Here is a 21,174-nt window from a genome sequence, read left to right as displayed (position 1 = left end):
TTTTTATGACAACAACATTTGAAAGTTTAAAAAGAATTTCAAGTAAAAATATCGTTTCACCAAAAGGGTTTACTGCAACAGGTATACATTGTGGCATCAAGCATAAGAAAAAAGATTTAGCGATTTTAGTAAGTGAAGTACCTGCAAATGTAGCTGGTGTTTTTACAACAAACGTTATTAAAGCAGCTCCACTTGTACTGACAAAGCAGGTTGTAAAAGAATACGGCAAAATGCAAGCACTCATCGTCAATTCTGGAAATGCAAATGCATGTACAGGAACTCAAGGCTATAAAGATGCTGAAACAATGCAACAATTAACAGCAGAAAAATTAGGGATTGCGAAAGAACTTGTAGGAGTTTCATCGACAGGCGTAATCGGAGAAATCATGAACATGGAGCCGATTGCAAAAGGAATTGCTGAAATTACCCCAAATGCAACGTTAGAAGGAGCAATTGATTTTGCACAAGCGATACTAACTACTGATACGGTCACTAAAAATACAGCTTATAGCGTAGTTATAGACGATAAAGAAGTTGTCATTGCAGGTGTGGCAAAAGGATCGGGTATGATCGAGCCAAATATGGCGACCATGCTTGCCTATGTCACTACTGATGCGGATATTGATCAACAAGCATTGCAACAACTATTAAAAGAAGTAACAGATGTGACGTTTAATGCGATTACTGTAGATGGAGATACATCAACAAACGATACAGTTTTGGTATTAGCTAACGGATTAGCAGGCAATGCCACATTAACGCCAGCACATCCAGAATGGGAAACTTTTAAATCCGCTTTCCATGCTGTATCTCAAGATCTTTCAAAAATGATTGCAAAAGATGGTGAAGGTGCAACTAAATTAATCGAAGTTAAAGTTGAAGGTGCTGTAACTGATGAAGAGGCACGTAAAATTGCCAAAACAGTTGTAGGATCTCCATTAGTGAAAACGGCGATTTTTGGTTGTGATGCAAACTGGGGACGAATTATTTGTGCAGTAGGATACAGTGGCGCAACAGTCGACCCAACCGATGTGAAAATTCAAATTGGCTCAACTACAGTTGTTGAAAAAGGTGAACCAGTACTATTTTCTGAAGAAGAACTGATTGTCTATTTGAAACAAAATGAAGTGAAAATTGCAGTATCCTTAAATCAAGGTGAAGGATATGGTACTGCTTGGGGATGTGACCTAACATATGACTACGTGCAAATCAACGCAACATACAGATCATAAAACGATCGTTATTAAACTAGGTGGCAGTATGCTAGAAGGTTTAACGACTGACTTTTTCGAAAACTTCAAAAAGATGCAGCAAAAGGGCATAGACATTATTATCGTCCATGGCGGTGGACCTGCTATTAATCAGGCATTAGCCTGCGCTAATGTTGAGACTACTAATAAAAATGGTATTCGTATTACATCAAGTAATGCTATTGAAATTGTACAATCGACATTAATTGGTAAAGTGAATCCAGCACTAACGCATCAATTGAATGGCGCTGGTATTAAAGCAATCGGTTTAAGTGGTTATGATGGAAGTTTATTTAACTGTTCATTTTTAGACAAAGAAGAATATGGCTACGTAGGTAATATTGAAGCAGTTAACACGGCACTTCTAAAAACTCTACTTGCTGAAAAAATCATTCCAGTCGTTTCTTGTTTTGGAGCAACAGCTGATGGTATACCGCTGAATATTAATGGCGATACCGTTGCTAGTAAAGTAGCTTTAGCAATGAATGCTGCTAGTCTGTTACTCGTTACGGACACACCAGGGATAAAAATTGACGCTGAAGTTCAAAACAGTGTAAATCCAAAACAAATCAAAGAATGGATTCATTCTGGTGATATTTATGGTGGTATGATTCCAAAAGTTCAAGCTGCCATCGACTGTTTAAATGAAGGGATACCAACTGTTCAAATCGTTGGTTCAAAATTAGTCGGTACAACGATCCAAAGAAAGGGAGTTTTCGCATGAGTGCATTATTTGGGAACTATAGCAGACGTCCAGTTCATTTAGTAAAAGGGCAAGGGACAAAAGTCTATGATGAAGCGGGAAAAGAGTATTTGGATTTTATTAGTGGCATTGCAGTACTAAGTCTAGGTCATGCAAATCCTATTTTAGTAGAGGCCATTAAAGAGCAAAGTGAAAAATTATGGCATATTTCTAATCTATTTGAAAGTCCTGAACAAGAGCAATTAGCAGCCACTCTTGTGAAAAATACTCATCTGGCTCACGCGTTTTTCTGTAATAGTGGGGCTGAAGCGAATGAAGCAGCAATCAAACTAGCTCGTAAGCATACGGAGAAACATACAATCATAACTTTTGAAAATTCATTCCACGGCAGAACATTCGGTGCGATGTCAGCTACAGGTCAAGAAAAAGTGCAACAAGGCTTTGGACCTTTAGTAGATAAATTCATCCATGTTCCATTTAACGATGTCAAAGCTCTAGAAGCAGTAGTAAATGATGAAGTAGCAGCTATTATGCTAGAAGTCGTGCAAGGTGAAGGCGGAGTAAATTCTGTTTCCGAAGAATTTGGTGAAGCCATTTCTAAAATTTGCAAACAACAAGGCATATTACTCATTATTGATGAAGTACAAACAGGTATCGCTCGTACAGGTACACGTTATGCTTATGAGCAAACTGTATTGAAACCAGATATTTTGACACTTGCTAAAGGACTTGGTGGGGGCTTCCCAATCGGTGCGATGCTTGGTACAGCTGAAATGTATGGCACATTCAGCCCAGGTACACACGGTACAACATTTGGTGGTAACCCACTAGCAGTAGCCGTTGCACAAACAGTTCTTAATCATGTGTTTGAAGAGTCATTTTTAGGGGAAGTACTTAAAAAATCAGCGTATCTCAAAGAGCAATTAGAAAAAATTCTACCAGCAGAGAAGTTTACAGTAAAAGGAATGGGCTTACTGCTAGGTGTAGAATGCGGCAAAGCAGTAGCACCATTGATTACAAAAGCTGAAAATGCGGGCTTACTATTAGTTGGTGCAGGTGAAGAAGTCATTCGTTTACTGCCACCACTTACGGTAACATATGAAGAAATCGATGCAGCCATCGCAATCTTAGCAGATATACTAAACGATTAATATATTTGAATTAATGCGTTCAGAGAAGCGCAATTCATTACTCTATACCTCTTTCAAAAGTGTTTATATAAGCGAATGGGTTCACGGATCTGTTCGCTTATTGTTGAACACGAAACTTCCAGGCATGTAATTCGTCAAAAGTAAAAAGGGGGAATTAACATGTCTAACTTTATACATTTCACAGGCATACTCACTGAACTCCACGAAAAATCATCTCTTTTCACCCTAACTTGCAAAAAACAAGAGGACGATTCTATATTCATTCTTAATCTAACGAAAGAAACGCTTCTTTTTCATAGCACTACATACAAGCCACTTCAAGTTAGTGAACTAAAGCGAGGTCTTTTTATTCACGCCTATGTCCATGAGCTTCAGCCTGCTATGATGATCTTTCCACCGCAATTCTCTCCAACACTCGTGCTTGTGAATGAGGAAGATTTATTCTTTGGCAACAAAGTTGGTACATACAATGCCGAAACATCTTTAGTAGAAGCAGATTTACGGCTTAACATTAGTACCAATACGACAATATTCAATACAGTAGGGGAAAGTATAGCAGCTAATATGCTTGATGGACATGACATAGCAGTATTCTTCAAAATCAGTACACGTAGCATTCCACCACAAACTACACCGCAAAAGATAATATTGTTGGATGATTAAGTGATGGTATATCAAAGAATTCATTTTATTAGAATGGATTCTTTTTTATTTGAATTAAACTACAATGCCGAGCTACATCCCATTTATCATTGTTTTTGAAGTCTCTCTTCATATACTTGAACTTTATTTACTTCAATGATTTTTTAACAAATAATAATTTTGATTAACATTGTTTGACTAATCTGTATATAAGGTGGTATGAATAAAGGTGTGGTAGCTCAGGAGGTTAAGCCTATATTCATAAAACGACAAGTACCAAGTGAAATATATGCACATAAGCGACTCATTAATCGACTCTCCCCAGAACATCAAAAAATCGAAACCATCATTCGCCAACTTGAAAATGTAACAGCTGGTTTTAATGGTGAATGTCGCGTTGATCAAATAGTACAAGAAGTACTGTTTAACAAACATTTTTATTACTTCCCAAACTTCGAATGTAAAATCTCTCCAACACGTATTGCCCAAATAGATTCAGTTTTGCTCACACAAAGTTATATTCTATTAATAGAAATCAAAAATATGCGAGGAACCTTACATTTCCAAGAACATCCATATCAACTCATTCAAGAACTTGAAGGGCAATCCATTGCATATCATTGTCCACAAATGCAATTACTTCGTGCATCAGACACATTTGAGCGCTGGTTAAAAAACATGAAGTTTCAGCAATTACCCATTTATAAAACAATTATTATGCCTAATAGCCGTACATTAATTAAAACTGCACCTACAACTGTACCGCTAATTATGTCGAAAGAAATCGCATTATTTATCCAAAAACTAAATGAACTCCCTGTAGTTATAAACGAAGCTCAATTAGAAGCATTGATTCATTCAATTAAAGTGAATAATAAATCGTACAAACACAGACCTTTATGTGAAAAATACAACATACCAATTGAGCAAATAAAAAAGGGAGTCATTTGTCAATGCGGAACGAGTGGCATCCGTATCTCTGAACGGACATGGTATTGTCCAAAATGTCAAACAGCAATTCCCAATGCAATCGAGCAAACTCTAAACGATTGGTTTAGTATTTGTGCTGAAGAAATCACAATAAACGAATGCATCGATTTTCTTAGCTGTAATAGTAGAACGTTAATCTCAAGAGTATTGAACAACAACAACTATATAGCTTTCGGAAAGACTAGATCTAGGAGATTTAAGTTAAATAATAAAGAGTCTTTTTATCAATAGTTAAAACCTTTAGCCCAGAAACTTCGTATTGTATGAAGTTTCTGGGTTTTTGATTTAGAAAGTAATGAATAGGTTAAAAGAAGAGCCGAGTAGGTTAAAAGAGACCGTGAGTAGAGCAAAAGGAAGCACAAAAGAGCGAATAGGTTAAAAGAGAGCCCGAGTAGGTTAAAAGGAGAGCCGAATAGGTTAAAAGAGAGCTTGAGTAGAGCAAAAGGAAGTTCAAAAAGAGCGAGTGAGTTAAAAGAAATCCCGAGTAGGTTAGAATGAGAGCTGAATAGGATAAAAGAGACCGTGAGTAGAGCAAAAGGAAGCCCAAAAAGAGCGAGTGAGTTAAAAGAAAGCCTGAGTAGATTAAAAGGAGAGCCGAATAGTTTAAAAGCGAGCTCAAGTAGAAAAAATGAAGCTCACTAAGGTCAAATAAACTCACAAGAAAAATTCTCCAATTTTTTCACCACAAAAAAACCGCAAAAGGAATAACCCTCTTGCGGTCAAAATAGATTAAGCGTGCACTACAGATAATGTAGCAAGTCGTTCAACAGCCTCAGCTATTAATTCTTCTTTTTGAACAAGTGCTAAGCGTACATAACCAGCTCCAGCATCTCCGAAGATGATTCCTGGTACCATAACTACGCCTGTTTCTTTAATTGCGTGATATACGAAGTCGATATCGTTCATTTCTTGATTTGGATATTTAGCCCACACGAACATACCACCCTTTGAAGGTGTTACGTTCCATCCAATTTTAGTTAAACCATCCATTAAAATATGGTGACGTTTTGAGAATGTGGCACGAAGACGATCTGTTATTTCTTCAGCATGGTCTAAAGCAACAATCCCAGCTTCTTGGATTGGCTCAAAAGTTCCGTAATCCAAATTAGATTTTAGTTCTTGGATAATTGAGATCATCTCAGCATTTCCTGCTATGTACGCAATACGTGCACCAGCTAAACTAAAGCTTTTAGAAAGAGAGTTGATTTCCATGCCGACTTCTTTTGCACCTGGTGTAGCAAGGAAGCTTGATGGACGGTCGCCTTCAAAATAGAATTCTGAATAGGCAGCGTCATGTAAAATAATGACATTATATTTACGGCCAAATGCAACTGCTTTTGCGAAAAACTCTTCATTAGGCATTGCAGGAACTGGATTTCCTGGTAAGTTTAGAATCATCAGTTTTGCTTTTTCAGCAACCTCTACAGGAATTGCATCGAAATCTGGTAAGTAATTATTTTCTTCTAATAAAGGCATATAGTAAGGAATAGCTTCTGCAAGATGAATACCGGCATCAAAGGCTACGTAGGCTGGGTTCGTCGTTAGTACATAGTCACCTTTATTACAGAAGGCCATCGGTAAATGAACAAGTCCTTCTTGTGAACCCATTGTTTGAATAATTTCCGTATTTGGATCTAAATCTACATTAGTACGACGTTTGTAATAACGGGCTACCGCTTCGTAGAATCGTTTCGTACCACTTAGTGTATAGCCATAAGAGCTGGCTAATGCACTTCGTTCAGACAATACTTTACGTACTTTTTCGTCTGGTGGAAGATCCGGGCTTCCTAAGCTTAAATCGATTAATTTAACGCCTTCAGCTGCTTTCGCATTGGCCGCCGCTTTTAAATCACCGAATATTGCTTTTGGAAACATAGCCATTTTTTTTGATTTTTCGATTTTCACATGCAAGCACTCCTTAGTTGCAAAAGTAATTTAAGAAATATTTTAACATACTAAAGCTATTATGTAACAGTTAAACTTTAGTAATTTCATATTATTTGATAAAACTTCTCTGAATGTTCAATGTTAATAAGTATTTTATAAATAAAGAAAGAATTTCTAGTTCATATTCCCTGGTGGAATATAGTTATTCAGGTGATATTAAAATCGGCTCATCGCATAAAATAATTTATATATTTCAACTATAAGGTAGTTTTAATTATATAAATATACAAAAATCAATCAATCGAAGTATTGTTTTGAGTTATAGCAAATTAATAATCAGAGCTCTTATAAATGCATTTTGTAACAGTTAATAATACAGATCAAGACTAGATCGAAATATAGTCATAAATAAAGTTCAACATTATTTGAATCTGCCTCTACAGCTTCAAAAAATTTGTAGATATTTATATTAAATTGGTTTTTACTACGTAATGTTGTAAACCTTATTGAATTTTCAAAAATCTATAACTTTCGGCTTATTCTTTGTGTTTTTCTTTCATTGAAATAGGAAAATATTGAAAATAAATATACTCAACTTAGATTTCATCATAAAAGAAGAGTAATGTTCATATATTTTTTAAAGATAAGACCCGGGAAAATACGGGTTAGAATGAACGTAACGCAAATTTTTATCTTCTTTAAAATAAATAATTTATAACAAAAAATGGAACTTGTATTCTAAATCAAGTATTAGAATCAATACATTTGTTATAGGTGTAGTGCAAAATTGATGGTAAAAAAGGAGGTTTGATATGCAAGTGAACATAATAGATAGACCTAGTTTTTATACTAAGTATGGAAAGAGACTATTAGATGTAGTTATTTCTAGTATTCTTTTGCCTATTATTGTACTTATCATGCTAATAATAGCTATTGCATTACTAATTGTATCTGGAAGACCTATTTTTTTTACACAAGAGAGAACTGGATTAAATTACTCAAACTTTCAAATTTGGAAGTTCAGGACTATGCGTAATAATCTGAGTCAGAAGAGTAAAGTGACTGACTGGGAAGGTGGGGTCCCTGAACAGTTTGTTTTTAAGCACTCACAGGATACGAGGATGACTGGAATTGGGAAGTTACTAAGAAAACTGAGCTTAGATGAACTACCACAAATTATTAATGTTTTAAAAGGTGAAATGAGTTTAGTGGGACCAAGACCTGAAGTGCCTGAAATTACAGCTTATTATAATCTAGAACAGGCTAAAAGATTGAATATGAAACCAGGAATTACAGGATTGGCACAAATAAATGGACGTTCTAATATTCCTCATGGAAGAAAAATAAATTATGATATTGATTACGTAGAGAACTGCTCATTTCTACTCGATTTCAAAATATTATTGCGCACTATTCGTGTTGTTTTTAGTCGAGAGGGTGCTTATTGATAAGTACTTCAAGTCATATTTCATCGATGTATGGCCATGTATTGCGGGCAAGTCGAAAAATAATGATGTTTGTTCATTATTATTTTCTTCATTATAGATACAAGATCAAGCGGAAAGACATCAGTAAGCTAAAAATGTGAAGTAATGAAAGATGGAGTAAAAAGAAATAATAGCTTATTTCTATTATACATAATAGAATCTAAAGGTTTTTTAGTATTTGTAACTGTACTATTAACTCCAAATTAAAATCCAGAAAATTCCGACGAAGTATTCGTGTAATTATGAGGATTCGATCATGTAGTTTTCAAAGCAATTAATTTAGGCATATGGTGTTCAGCTACATTAATAATTGACTAGATCAGAGTATATTGGTTAACACAAAGATTTAAGAAAGGTGAGGTAATGAAAATTGTTCAAATAATCACGAAATTAGATACAAATGGCGGAGCACAAACACATGTACTGGCTCTCACAAAACAACTAGCTGTAGATGGACATGAAATAACAATCCTCACTTCAAAAGGGGACCTCATTTATCAGCCGTTAAATGAAAAGAATATAAGCATAATACAACTTCAACATTTAAAATGGGCTATTCACCTTGTAGCTGATATTCGTGCATTTTTTGAAATACGTTCAAATTTACGACGTATCAATCCAGACGTTGTAGCTCTTCATTCATCAAAAGCGGGTGTAGTTGGTAGATTAGCAGCTTTTTCATTAAAGATACCAACTGTCTTTACTGCACATGGTTGGGCATTTACGGAAGGTGTAAAACCAATAAAACGTTGGATTTATCAAAAAATTGAGAGGGCATTTGCCCGAAAAACGACTAAGATTATTACTGTTTCTAATTATGATTACTCACTTGCTATAGAAAAAAAAGTTGGGAATAAAGACAATATGACGACGATTCATAATGGTATTCATAGTAGTGGTAAACAAATCCTTTCTCAAAATAAAATACCAAAAATCATTATGGTAGCAAGATTTGAGCAACCTAAACGTCAAGATTTATTGATTGAGGCACTTTCCACAATTAAAGAGAAAGAGTGGGAGCTAGTATTCATAGGCGATGGAAAAGAGATGAAGGCTGCAAAAGCGTTATCGCTACAACATGATATTGCTCATCGCGTGACATTTCTAGGGTCTCGTGATGATATCGAAACACAATTACAACAGGCTGACTTATTTGTCCTTTTGTCCAATTTTGAAGGACTACCTATCTCTATTTTAGAGGCAATGAGGGCTCAGTTACCAGTTATAGCTTCTAATGTAGGGGGGGTACCAGAAATCATTATCGATGGTGAAACAGGGTATATAGTAAACCATGATATACAAGTTATTAAAGACAGGTTGATTCAATTACTAGAGAATCGCGACTTAAGGCTACAACTAGGTCATGCAGGTTGCCGTTATTTCGAAGATAGATTCTCTTTTCATTCTATGTATGATAAAACAGTGAGTCAGTATTTACAGGCGCACAATGAAAAGAAACAGTTAATTGATGTAACAATACTTGATCATCACTAACTTTTTATAATCGTTTCTCTAGTTTTTTTAATAAGACAAGTATTTAAATGATTTGCAATGAAGGAGGCGATTCTCCAAGAGACATCTCGTAACAGAAGGAAGCATGTAATTAGTAATGCAAAGAAGTTAAGAAATGGAGAGATGCATTGAACATTCTAGTAACTGGTGGAGCAGGATATATTGGATCACATATTTGTATCGAGTTAATACAGGCTGGTCATGATATCATTATTGTAGATAATTTTATTAATAGTAATATGGAAGTGATCAATCGTATGCAAGCGATCACTAACAAAAAAATAACATGTCTCTCCGTAGATATTAGTCATAAAGAAGATTTAGAAAAGGTATTTCAAAACTATTCAATAGATAGTGTCATTCATTTAGCAGGTTCCAAATCTGTTTCAGAATCTCTCCACAACCCAATTAAATACTACTCGCAAAATTTAATAAGCACAATCCAGTTAGTCGAACTAATGAATAAATATAAAGTGCGTCAACTTGTTTTCAGTTCATCAGCAACTGTTTATGGCACCCCAGAACAATGTCCTATCCCTGAAACGGCATCCTTAAATACAACGAATCCTTATGGAACAACAAAGTTAGCTGTTGAAAATTTCTTATATGAATTTGCACAAGCCAATTATTCTTTTTCAATAGTTTCATTACGATATTTTAATCCCATTGGAGCACATGATAGTGGGATGATAGGAGAAGATCCTTTTTCCGTTCCGAATAATTTGATGCCTTATATAACACAAGTGGCCACGGGTAAATTACCTTTTTTAAATATCTATGGAAATGATTATCCGACGCTTGATGGTACCGGTATTCGTGATTATATTCATGTAGTAGACTTAGCAAAAGGTCATGTAAAAGCGTTAGAAAGTTTAAAAGGAAAGTTTGGATGGAGAGTATTTAATTTAGGTACAGGCGAAGGGTATAGCGTCTTACAAGTTGTAAAAACATTCGAATATGTTTCAGGTATTCCAATTAAATACCATATTTGCGATCGGCGTGAAGGTGATGTTGCCATTAGCTATGCAGATGTGACAAAAGCAAAGGAACAACTGGATTGGGTAGCAGAAAAAACATTAGAAGATATGTGTAGAGATGCTTGGAGATGGCAAAGGAATAATCCAAATGGTTATAAGGTAAGGAATTTAGCAGAAAATCAGTTGTTATATATAACTGATTTGTAATTATTGCATAAAAATGGAATATATTTTATACTGTATTAAACATACTGAATTACCCGGATTTAAAATACTTTTCTAAAGCCCTGTAGGAAAACTATGAGGGCTTATTTCCTATCATTAAATTGACAGAAATATTTGCTTATCTGACAATTTAATGATAGGATTAAATTAACTAAATATTCTTATCAAGAGAAGCAGAGGGATAAGGCCCTGTGAAGCTTCAGCAACCTCTGATTCAATCAGAAAGGTGCTAAGTCCTACAAGACAATAGTCTTGGAAGATAAGAAACGAGCGTGTTAAGTTAGCCCTCATTCTTATCCAGAGAATGAGGGCTTTTTATATGCGTCTACATAATAGACAAAAGGGAAAAGGAGAGAAGTAGCTATGCCGATTAATATTCCAAAAAATCTTCCGGCAACGGAATTACTAAAAGAGGAAAAAATCTTCGTAATGGAAGAGGACCGTTCAAAAAGCCAAAATATTCGTCCTTTAAATATATTGATTTTGAATTTGATGCCAGAAAAAGAGAAGACCGAGCTTCAATTATTGCGTCTCCTAGGTAATACACCTCTTCAAGTTAACGTAACGTTCTTAAATACTGCGACTTATGTTTCGAAAAATGTTAGTAAAACACATTTAGAATCATTTTATACGACGTTTGAACATGTTAAGCACCGACGCTTTGATGGAATGATTATAACGGGTGCACCGATTGAATTAATGGAGTTTGAAGATGTTGATTTCTGGGAAGAAATCGTCAGTATTATGGATTGGACTAAAGCAAATGTCACATCTGTTTTACATATCTGTTGGGGTGCACAAGCAGCACTTTATCATCATTATGGTATTGGTAAATTCCCACTTCCGAAGAAATGCTCAGGAATTTATGATCATACAATCACAGATCCAACTGTGAAGCTTGTTCGTGGTTTTAATGACATATTTACTGCACCACATTCACGAAATACATCAGTATCTATCGAAGCAGTTGAAGATCATCCAAAGCTCAAACTATTGTCAGCCTCTGATGATGCTGGAGTATTTATCGTCATGTCAGAAGATGAAAAGCACATCATGATTACCGGGCATTTAGAATACGATGCTCATACATTGGCAGATGAATATTCTCGTGACGTTGCTAAAGGGTTGAATATAGAAGTTCCACAAAATTATTTTCCAAATGATGATCCAGCTAAGCAACCATATAATACTTGGCGTTCACATACTCACTTATTGTTCTCTAACTGGTTGAACTACTATGTTTACCAAGAAACACCATTTGAGTGGGAATGATATAAAGAAATGATCTATTCTATTAGATAAATGGAATAGGACTTTTTCTGTTGAGTGTAGATACTCTTTATAAGTAAAGACCATTTTCTATTAAAATCATAAGGTAAGCACCTTCGAAGCATACTTTATGCTATGATAAATGTAGTTTATCTCGAAGGGAAGACAATTAATGAACTCACCTTTTACATTTATTCATACAGAACCAAAAAATATGGATCCAGCTAAAAAATACCCAGCTATTTTCTTATTACATGGGATGGGGAGTAATGAGCAAGATTTACCTGGATTAGTAGCTGATTTTGAAGATAGTTGCCATATCTTTAGTTTACGTGGTCCTATTACACAAAAACCCGGTTATGCTTTCTTTACAATTCAAGGTACAGGAGAACCAGATCGTCCAGTATTTGATAAAGTAGTTCATTTTATCCGAGAATTTATAGATGAAGCTTCTTTCATTTATAATATTGATGTAGAAAAAGTTGTATTAATGGGCTTTAGCCAAGGAGCTATTTTAGCTCAATCACTAGCCTTTGTTTTAGGGGATAAATTAACAGCTGTTGTCGCTTTAAGTGGTTATATTCCTGATTTTGTGAAAAACGAATATCATAAGCAATCAGTGGAGCATATGCCAATTTTCATCTCACACGGTGAATATGATTATGTTCTTCCTCATCAATGGGGCGTCGAAAGTAAAGACTTCTTAGAGTCGTTAGGTGCAGCTGTCACTTTTAAGAGCTATCCAGACGGTCACGGTGTTACACCAGCTAATCACGTAGATTTAGTTACTTTCTTAAAAGAACAAATTTCTTAACTAAACTATAAAAGATACATGCAAAATGATGCACTGTCCTATAAATATGAGACAAATAAAAACACCTTTCGTTGAAAAAGGGTATCCTACCTTAAATAATCAACGTGGAGGTGTTTTTTTGTTGGTAAGAGTAAGTTAACCATGACGGGCACCCGAGTTAACTGTCAAAAAAATGTCACATCACAAATTTTTTTTTTGCACAAATTATTTTAAAAATAAATAATGTGATGTTATTATACAAGTGTAATTTAATGAAAGTGTTTTCAGGGAGAGTGAAAACATGATTTTTTTTAAATGAAGAGGTCTGACGTCAGACAAATATTATTGGGTGGAAATGCAAGTTAATAATATTCATTAATAAAAAATTCATGAATCACTCATAATTTACAATGTTTTAGGGAAAATAACTTTAAACAAGAAAGAGGTCGAAGGAAATGAGTCAAAAACACCCTGATTTAATTCTAGAAAGTGAAAGAGTTGGACAACCTAAGCAATTGTTTTGGATATGGTTTTCATTAAATATAGGGGTAATGGGACTGGTTTACGGAGGAATTATCGTAAGTTATGGTCTCAACTTCATACAATCCATCGTAGCTGCATTCTTAGGGGCTGCATCGTTTGCACTTATCGGGTATCTTAGTTTACCGGGTAAGATAGGAAAAGCACCGACATTTGTTTTATCCCGAGCGCCTTTTGGAACAAAAGGAAACTTGATTCCAGCTGTATTAGCATGGATTAGTTTGATTGGTTGGCTGAGTGTCGGTAATGTTCCTACTGGTATTTTCTCCATTAATGCAATTGTTACTGCACTTGGATTTGAAGTGACAACAACAACACAAATAATCGGGTTAATCGGTCTTACGATTGCGATTATGGCATTATCTCTTGTCAAACAAGAGACACTTGTTAAAGCTCAAACGATATTTACCTACATTTTTGGCGCATTAACAGTAGTTGTATTGGCTATTTTAATTCCACAAACTGATTGGTCAGCACTTGTGAATATGCCAAATGGAGACTGGGTTGGAGGGGTATTGCCTGCTATTTCTATCATTATTGCTGGATCTGCACTTAGCTGGGCAATGTGTGCGAGTGATTACTCTTGTTATCAAAGTCCTCAATCTTCGAATAAATCGATTTTCTGGACAACAACTTTCGCATCAGCTTCACCACTATTTGTCATCATGTTCTTAGGTATTTTAATGAATGCAACGAATCCTGAACTAGTTAGTTCTGCGGACCCAATTGCTGCATTAGCTTTACAAATGCCTAAATGGATGGTTATTCCTTACTTTATTACAGCACTGGGCGGAATCATTCCACCAGCAGTTATTTCACTTCGTTCCGGACGTAATGCTTTAGAAGCTACAAATATAAAAATTTCAGATCGAACATCTATTATTTTCCACGGTGCAATCATGGTATTGCTTCCGACTTATGTGTTATTCATAAATGGTGACTTCTTAGGTTCATTCCAAATGTTCTTAGGGGTTGTCGGTATTGGCTTGGCAGCTTGGACAGCTGTATTCGTAGCAGATTACGTTATTCTTCGCAAAAAGCAAGGCTATGACCCTGATATCATTTCAGGTGATAAAAATGTTGCTGTAAACAAAGGGAATGTAATTATATGGTTTGTAAGTGTTTTTGTTGGACTTCTGTTCACTTCAAATCCATTATTCCCTGCTATATTTGCAAAAGGAATTTTTGAAGGTAACAGCCTTGGCGTATTACTAACATTTGCAGTAGGTTTAGTTTTAAGTTGGATTTATTCATCAGCACAATTGAAGAATCAAACAGTAAAAAAATAAGAAAAATCAATTTAACATATCAATTATCTGGAGGTAAGAAGTATTATGAGTATTCATTTAAATGCAAAAGAAGGTCAAATTTCTGAAAAGGTATTAATGCCAGGAGATCCACTTCGTGCAAAATATATTGCAGATACTTTTTTAGAGGATGTTGAGTGTCATAATACAGTCCGCGGAATGTATGGTTATACGGGGACATATAAAGGGCATAAGATTTCTATCCAATCTTCAGGAATGGGCGCCCCTTCAATGAGCATTTATGCTACTGAGCTTATTAAAGATTACGGTGTGAAAAATATTATTCGTATTGGTACAATCGGAGCTATGAAGCGTGAAGTGAAAATCCGTGATATTATCATGGCAATGGCGGCTACAAATGATTCAAAAATGCAAAACATCATTTTCCCGCAAATTAATTATGCACCAAACGCAAGTTTTACTCTTCTAGAGAGAGCATATCGTTTATCTAAACAAAATGACGGTTTGAAAGTTCATGTAGGTAATGTGTACACTGGCGATGCATTTTATGAAGACGATGATTCCATGATTCATAAGCTGGCTGATTACGGTGTACTAGGTGTAGATATGGAGACAGCGGCTCTTTATACACTTGGAGCTAAATACGACATCGACGTCTTAAGTATTATGACAGTGAGTGACCATGTAATTACAGGTGAAGAAACAACAGCGGAAGAACGTCAAACAACGTTTAATGACATGATTACTGTAGCGTTAGAGACTCTTATTAATGAATAATCTTCTACGATAGAAATAAACTTGGTTTTTTCGGCACTGAGTGTCGTATTTGAGACACAGTAAGAAAATACCTTATTTTGCAGCCAGTTGACGGTATAATACCGGTGACTGGCTTTTTGATTTCGTTATACACACGTGGATAGCGGAAGTCATTTTTGGATTCGAAATCCCACAATTTATGGATACAGCACGGCTCTTGATTCGATATTCCCTTGGCTAACTATGCGCTTTATGACAGAAAGAAAAAACCAATTTAGAACAAGAGGAAAATGAAATAGAAGATAGATAAACAAAGCCACGAGCAAAAGTCGCTCGTGGCTTTGTTTATTTCTATATTAATTGTAAATAGTAGTAACTTTATAAAAATCATATGACTATATATTGATTAAGTATATACCTCGCTAGTCTATATAATAAAGTTCAAAATCCAGCATCTAAGAGAAAATAAAAACCATAGTAACAAAAATCTAGTACGGTTTGACTACGGCCGGCATTTTTAACCTTAACGTAAGAAGGTAAAAGCCGAAAGTAATGAGCTGTTTCAACATTATTTAAAGAAGGAAATTGCGCCATGGCAGGCAGCAGAAAAAGTGTATTTAGTCGGTGCAGGTCCAGGCGATCCAAGACTAAAACAGTCTATGGATTGGAATGTATTCAAAAAGCAGATGTTATTGCATACGATAGGCTCTTTAATCCTAAATTACTTGAACATGCAAAAAAGGATACTGAATTGATTTTTGTGGAAAGTTACAAGGAAAGCATCACCTAATTCAGGATCAAATTCATGATTTATTAGTTTAAAAGCATTAGCGGGAAAAATGGTTACGAGTTTAAAAGGAAATAAGGGGAAATTTAATGGCGCGTCAAGGTCTATTTTTGCTGTATACTGGAGTTAGTAAAGGTAAAACAACTGCATCACAGGGGATACATTATGAGTAGTAGACAGGGACTAAATGTAAGGTACATGCAATTAATAAAATCTCCAGTACGAGATGCATAGCCCTTCGAAATTTAGGTGTTGAAATGGAACAAATGGGAATTGATTTTACATTGACTATAACGCCCGAGGAACATAGACAAGCGTTTCAATTAGCTTGGACATAAGCAAAAACTTATCCAACTAGCGGATTTAGTTTATAAAATTGAAGCGACTAAGCATTATTACGAAGATGGTATACCTGCAGTAAAAGGTTTAGAATTTTAAGGAAAGAGGGAATGGAATTGACCGCGAAGGCGTTAATGATACAAGGAACAGCATCTGACGTTGGGAAAAGTATGATATGTACTGCTTTCTGTCGTATTTTTTCGGATGAAGGATACAAAGTTGTTCCATTTAAATCACAGAATATGGCGTTGAATTCTTTTGTCACAGTTGATGGCGGAGAAATTGGTCGAGCACAAGGTGTGCAGGCTGAGGCAGCAAGAATCATTGCAACGACAGATATGAACCCAATTTTATTAAAACCAAAGCAAGATATGGAATCTGAAGTTATTGTGCATGGTAAGCACTTCAAAGACATGAAAGCTACTTCATATCGCAATGACTTTGTTCAAGAAGCAATGCCAATCATTGAAAAATCAGTACGTAAGCTTCAAGACGAATACGAAATAATCGTTTTAGAGGGAGCGGGTAGCCCAGCAGAGATTAATCTAAAAGATCGAGATATTGCTAATATGCGGATGGCACATCTTGCAGACGCAGCTGTTATTCTTGTAGCTGATATTGATCGTGGTGGTGTATTTGCATCTATTATTGGCACACTCACATTATTAGATGAAGATGAGCGCAAACGTGTAAAAGGTATTATTATTAATAAATTTAGAGGTATGCGTGAGTTATTAGATGATGGTATTGAATGGTTAGAAAAAGAAACTGGTATTCCAGTGTTAGCAGTGGTCCCTTACATAGAAATTAATATTGAAGCAGAGGATTCATTGGCTTTATCATCCCTAAGGTTTAAAAAACCAAAACTACAAGAGTTTGCTATCGATGTTGCGATGATTTGTTTACCAAGAATTACAAATTTCACTGATGTAGACCCATTTTTTGATGAACCTGAAGTAGGTGTTCGATTAGTCCGTTCATTAAGTGAACTTGGTACACCGGATTTACTTATATTACCGGGCACGAAAAACACTGTCGATGATTTACAATGGATTAGAGATGAAGGTTTTGTGGAAGCAATTCAAAAGCTTCATGTAAAAGGAACACGTATTTTCGGTATTTGTGGTGGATTCCAAATGCTAGGAGATCAATTGTTGGATCCTGAAGCATTAGAAGGTGATGGACGTAACTCTGAAGGATTAGGGTTATTACCAGTCACAACAGTTTTCAATACGTCGAAGAAAACGAAACAAATGACTGGGAGTTTACTGTCTAATGGTCAAGAGCTTACTGGCTTTGAAATACATTTAGGTCAAACTGAAATACACGATGCGAATACAAAAGCCTTTTTAAATCTATCTGATGGGCGTACGGATGGCGCAGTATCATCTGATGGCCGTGTCATCGGCACATATTTCCATGGGATTTTTAATAACCGAGAATATACTCGGGAAATAGTCAATGTCTTAAGAATTGAAAAGGGTTTACCTGCTATTTCAGAAGAAGTTAAAACCGATGCACAACGCCGTGAAGATGCATATCAGTTACTTGCTGAGCATGTGAAAAAGCATACTGATATGGAAAAACTATATGTAATCATGGAACTTTAAAATGGTTCAAATCTACAATCTAAAAAGCAACATCTTCTTATATGAAGATGTTGCTTTTTTTGTAACCTGACAGAATACTACTAGAAAATGTGACTAACAACTAAACGAAAAGTGTGAAGTATAGGGTAATGATTCAATACTTCGACTCGTTTAAGTATGGGTAGTATTTTTGGGTCAAATAGAGCTAGTTGGCATTAAAATTGCATTGGTAAATATGTGAGAGAAATAGTAACTATTACATGAGGAGTGATTTGTTGGATAAAATTAATAGGGTCAGAGGATTATTTGAAGAGTGTGGAATTGATGGATTACTCGTTACGAATGAACCGAATCGTCGCTAATTAACGGATTTTACAGGTAGTGCAGCTGGTTTTAATCACTCAAAAGGCTGCCGTATTTTTAACGGACTTTCGTTATGGCGAGCAGGCAGAGTAAAAAATTACAGGCTACGAAATAAACATCTACGGATCATCTCGGGAGGTAATGGAGAGTATAGCGCATAAAAAGGTATCTACATTCCTGAGATTGGCGGTATTCGAATTGAAGATGACATTTTGGTGAAAGAAAATGAAATTGAGATTTTGACATTATCGCCTAAACAGATGATTCAGTTGTAAAAAATAATGAACAGTTTGTAAAGTTTTATTTACAAATGAAAAAGGATATTCAAATTAAATAGAAATTAGTGAGTTTTGTCCACTTCTTATTCGTTTAGCTGAATAAGAAGTGGATGAATAGTAATTTGTTTGTTTTGACTGAGGTTCATTAGCGAGCAAAATACAAGTTCACATAATTGTGCAACGGGTGCTCAAAATTTGGATGTATTTTATTTTAAGTGGCATAGTTACGTATTGAAATGGTTGTTAAGCGGATGTAGACATGTCAGAAGGAAAATCAAAATTACGAGGTGAGTAGCACTGTCGACATTATTGAAAGTAAATAATCTTAAAACCTATTTTGAAAAAAACAAGCGTACCATTCGAGCGGTTGATGGGATTGATTTTGAGATTAAAAAAGGAGAAACTGTCGCACTTGTTGGTGAATCGGGATGCGGAAAAAGTATGACTTCGCTTTCTATTATGGGACTTGTTCCATCTCCTGGAGGAAAAATTGTAGATGGAGAAATTCTTTTAGATGGCGTTGACCTGGTGGGATTACCTGAAAAGAGTATGTATGGAATTCGTGGGAAAGAGATTTCTATGATTTTTCAGGAGCCGATGACATCTTTAAATCCAGTTCTTACAATTGGGGATCAGTTGACAAGCGTCATCATCCATCATCTAAAGCTCGGAAAGAAAGAGGCTGAAAAAAAAGCGATAGATATGTTAGAGTTGGTTGGTTTTTCTGATCCGAAAAAAATGCTTAAAGACTATCCCCACCGTTTGTCAGGTGGAATGCGACAAAGGGTGATGATTGCGATGGCAATGTCTTGTAATCCTCAGTTGCTCATTGCAGACGAACCAACAACAGCACTAGACGTTACTATTCAGGCGCAAGTATTGGAATTAATGAGAGAAATAAGTAAGAAGTTCTCCACATCCATTCTTTTAATTACACATGATCTAGGGGTCGTCTCTGAACTAGCTGAAAGAGTTATTGTGATGTATGCAGGACAAATTGTTGAGATTGCAGAAATTGATGATTTGTTTGAAGATGCCCTTCATCCATATTCGGTCGGGCTTATTAATTCGGTACCTACAATAGATGGAAAAGTTGAGAGGCTCCATTCTATTAAAGGAAATGTTCCTGCTCCTGGATCGGTAATACAAGGATGTAGATTTGCTGCGCGATGTAGTCGGGTATTTGATCGGTGTACCAAAGAGTTTCCTAGTTTAAAGAAAATAGATGAGACAAGGTCTGTACGCTGTTTTCTATACGATGAGGTGGAGATAGAATGACGAATCGGTTCGAATTATTAGAGACAATAAATCCTGAAAAAACGACTGAGAAGATAGCTCCAGAGACGTTGTTAGAAGTCAGAAATTTGAAAATGTATTTTCCGGTAAAAGCAGGAATTATGCAGCGGACAGTCGGGCATGTAAAAGCCGTCGATGATATTACATTTCAAGTGAAGAAGGGTGAGACGTTAGGGATTGTTGGGGAGTCTGGTTGTGGAAAATCCACAATGGGTAGGTCGATCATAAGATTGTATGAACCGACTGGCGGCAACGTTTTATTTGATGGTGTAGATATTACGAATTTAAAGGAAAAGGAGTTAAGACCGCTTCTTAGAAGAAGGATGCAAATGATATTTCAGGATCCTTATGCGTCATTAAATCCTAGAAAATCATTAGGGAAAATTTTAAATGAACCATTAATAGCCAATGGACTATATAACAGTCAAAAAGAACGGGATGAAAAAATACATGAACTTCTTCAGGTAGTCGGTTTGCATTCATCATCTATTAATTATTATCCTCATGAGTTTTCGGGGGGGCAGCGTCAAAGAATAGGGATTGCTCGGGCACTTGTTTTAAATCCAGAATTGATTATTGCAGATGAAGCTGTTTCTGCTTTGGATGTGTCCATTCAAGCACAGATTATTAACCTACTAGAAGACTTACAGGCACAGTTTAATCTAACCTATATATTTATATCCCATGATTTAAGTGTTGTAAGGCACATTGCGGACAGGGTAGGCGTGATGTACTTGGGGAAACTTGTTGAGTTAGCCGATAAAAGTGACCTATATGACGAACCGCTTCATCCTTACACCCAGGCATTACTTTCTGCAGTACCTACAATTCGAAAAAAAGGCACGCAGAGTAGAGAGAGAATTGTCCTGAAAGGCGATATTCCGAGCCCGATTAATCAACCGTCAGGATGCGTATTCCACAAGAGATGCCCAGCAAAAATGAAAATTTGTGAAATGCAAATACCGGAGTTTAAAGAGGCTCAACCAGGTCATTTTGTTGCCTGTCATTTATATGACAAGAACAATAAATAAGATGGGTGTTATTTGAAAGGAGGTGGTTATTTATAGGTTTG

General features: G+C 35.8%; 16 protein-coding genes, 2 pseudogenes and 1 riboswitch. Of the genes and pseudogenes, 17 read left to right on the top strand and 1 reads right to left on the bottom strand.

Translation table 11 applies throughout. The annotated features are described in order from the left end of the window. Window positions 1-5: 5 nt before the first annotated feature. The 5 genes from argJ to AC3IS5_RS11320 all read left to right on the top strand — a co-directional run bounded on the left by argJ (window position 6) and on the right by AC3IS5_RS11320 (window position 4,967). Window positions 6-1,232 (top strand): bifunctional glutamate N-acetyltransferase/amino-acid acetyltransferase ArgJ, encoded by a 1,227-nt coding sequence (gene argJ / locus AC3IS5_RS11340; protein WP_489424509.1) that lies wholly within the window; start codon window positions 6-8, stop codon window positions 1,230-1,232. Continuing rightward, window positions 1,195-1,974, top strand: coding sequence for an acetylglutamate kinase (gene argB, locus AC3IS5_RS11335; RefSeq protein ID WP_489424508.1), 780 nt, complete (start codon window positions 1,195-1,197; stop codon window positions 1,972-1,974). The genes argJ and argB overlap by 38 nt, the downstream gene beginning before the upstream one ends. Beyond that, window positions 1,971-3,104: an acetylornithine transaminase gene (gene argD / locus AC3IS5_RS11330; protein ID WP_489424507.1), complete on the top strand. Its 1,134-nt coding sequence runs from the start codon at window positions 1,971-1,973 to the stop codon at window positions 3,102-3,104. Before argB ends, argD begins: the two co-directional genes overlap by 4 nt. Before the next feature lie 159 nt (window positions 3,105-3,263). Beyond that, entirely contained in the window at window positions 3,264-3,767 is a 504-nt protein-coding gene (locus AC3IS5_RS11325; RefSeq protein WP_489424506.1) for a hypothetical protein, read from the top strand. 198 nt (window positions 3,768-3,965) lie between these two features. Beyond that, on the top strand, window positions 3,966-4,967 hold the full coding sequence (locus AC3IS5_RS11320) for a nuclease-related domain-containing protein (protein WP_489424505.1): 1,002 nt from the start codon (window positions 3,966-3,968) through the stop codon (window positions 4,965-4,967). A 498-nt stretch (window positions 4,968-5,465) separates the two neighbouring features. On the opposite strand, the gene AC3IS5_RS11315 is transcribed toward AC3IS5_RS11320, so the two are convergent. After that, window positions 5,466-6,641, bottom strand: coding sequence for an aminotransferase class I/II-fold pyridoxal phosphate-dependent enzyme (locus AC3IS5_RS11315; RefSeq protein WP_489424504.1), 1,176 nt, complete (start codon window positions 6,639-6,641; stop codon window positions 5,466-5,468). 794 nt (window positions 6,642-7,435) lie between these two features. Here AC3IS5_RS11315 and AC3IS5_RS11310 point away from each other — a divergent pair. The 12 genes and pseudogenes from AC3IS5_RS11310 (at window position 7,436) to AC3IS5_RS11255 (ending at window position 21,133) form a co-directional block, all read left to right on the top strand. Further along, window positions 7,436-8,071, top strand: a complete 636-nt coding sequence (locus AC3IS5_RS11310; protein WP_489424503.1) for a sugar transferase — start codon at window positions 7,436-7,438, stop codon at window positions 8,069-8,071. Window positions 8,072-8,473: 402 nt separating this feature from the next. Beyond that, window positions 8,474-9,604 (top strand): glycosyltransferase family 4 protein, encoded by a 1,131-nt coding sequence (locus tag AC3IS5_RS11305; protein WP_489424502.1) that lies wholly within the window; start codon window positions 8,474-8,476, stop codon window positions 9,602-9,604. 146 nt (window positions 9,605-9,750) lie between these two features. Beyond that, window positions 9,751-10,806, top strand: coding sequence for a UDP-glucose 4-epimerase GalE (gene galE, locus AC3IS5_RS11300; RefSeq protein ID WP_489424501.1), 1,056 nt, complete (start codon window positions 9,751-9,753; stop codon window positions 10,804-10,806). A gap of 176 nt (window positions 10,807-10,982) precedes the next feature. Next, window positions 10,983-11,090: riboswitch (SAM riboswitch) on the top strand. Between the two features lie 97 nt (window positions 11,091-11,187). Next, window positions 11,188-12,096, top strand: a complete 909-nt coding sequence (gene metA / locus AC3IS5_RS11295; protein ID WP_489424500.1) for a homoserine O-acetyltransferase MetA — start codon at window positions 11,188-11,190, stop codon at window positions 12,094-12,096. Between the two features lie 169 nt (window positions 12,097-12,265). Next, window positions 12,266-12,907 (top strand): alpha/beta hydrolase, encoded by a 642-nt coding sequence (locus AC3IS5_RS11290; protein WP_489424499.1) that lies wholly within the window; start codon window positions 12,266-12,268, stop codon window positions 12,905-12,907. A gap of 434 nt (window positions 12,908-13,341) precedes the next feature. Beyond that, window positions 13,342-14,715 carry a purine-cytosine permease family protein gene (locus AC3IS5_RS11285; RefSeq protein WP_489424498.1) on the top strand — a complete coding sequence of 458 codons (1,374 nt, stop codon included), beginning with the start codon at window positions 13,342-13,344 and terminating at the stop codon, window positions 14,713-14,715. Between the two features lie 45 nt (window positions 14,716-14,760). Continuing rightward, window positions 14,761-15,471, top strand: a complete 711-nt coding sequence (gene deoD, locus AC3IS5_RS11280) for a purine-nucleoside phosphorylase (RefSeq protein WP_489424497.1) — start codon at window positions 14,761-14,763, stop codon at window positions 15,469-15,471. A 563-nt stretch (window positions 15,472-16,034) separates the two neighbouring features. Then, window positions 16,035-16,310: pseudogene (locus tag AC3IS5_RS11275) on the top strand (uroporphyrinogen-III C-methyltransferase); the annotation flags it as partial. 16 nt (window positions 16,311-16,326) lie between these two features. Beyond that, window positions 16,327-16,675: pseudogene (locus AC3IS5_RS11270) on the top strand (cob(I)yrinic acid a,c-diamide adenosyltransferase). A 17-nt stretch (window positions 16,676-16,692) separates the two neighbouring features. Next, window positions 16,693-18,186: a cobyric acid synthase gene (locus tag AC3IS5_RS11265; protein ID WP_489424496.1), complete on the top strand. Its 1,494-nt coding sequence runs from the start codon at window positions 16,693-16,695 to the stop codon at window positions 18,184-18,186. A gap of 917 nt (window positions 18,187-19,103) precedes the next feature. Further along, complete coding sequence (locus AC3IS5_RS11260) at window positions 19,104-20,084, top strand: ABC transporter ATP-binding protein (protein WP_489427868.1); 981 nt, start codon at window positions 19,104-19,106, stop codon at window positions 20,082-20,084. After that, window positions 20,081-21,133: an ABC transporter ATP-binding protein gene (locus AC3IS5_RS11255; RefSeq protein WP_489424495.1), complete on the top strand. Its 1,053-nt coding sequence runs from the start codon at window positions 20,081-20,083 to the stop codon at window positions 21,131-21,133. Before AC3IS5_RS11260 ends, AC3IS5_RS11255 begins: the two co-directional genes overlap by 4 nt. Window positions 21,134-21,174 lie beyond the last annotated feature (41 nt).

This window comes from Viridibacillus sp. KH_047 (assembly GCF_057838945.1).
The sequence above is the reverse complement of the archived record's forward strand: the minus strand, read 5'-3'. Positions and strand labels throughout refer to the sequence as shown.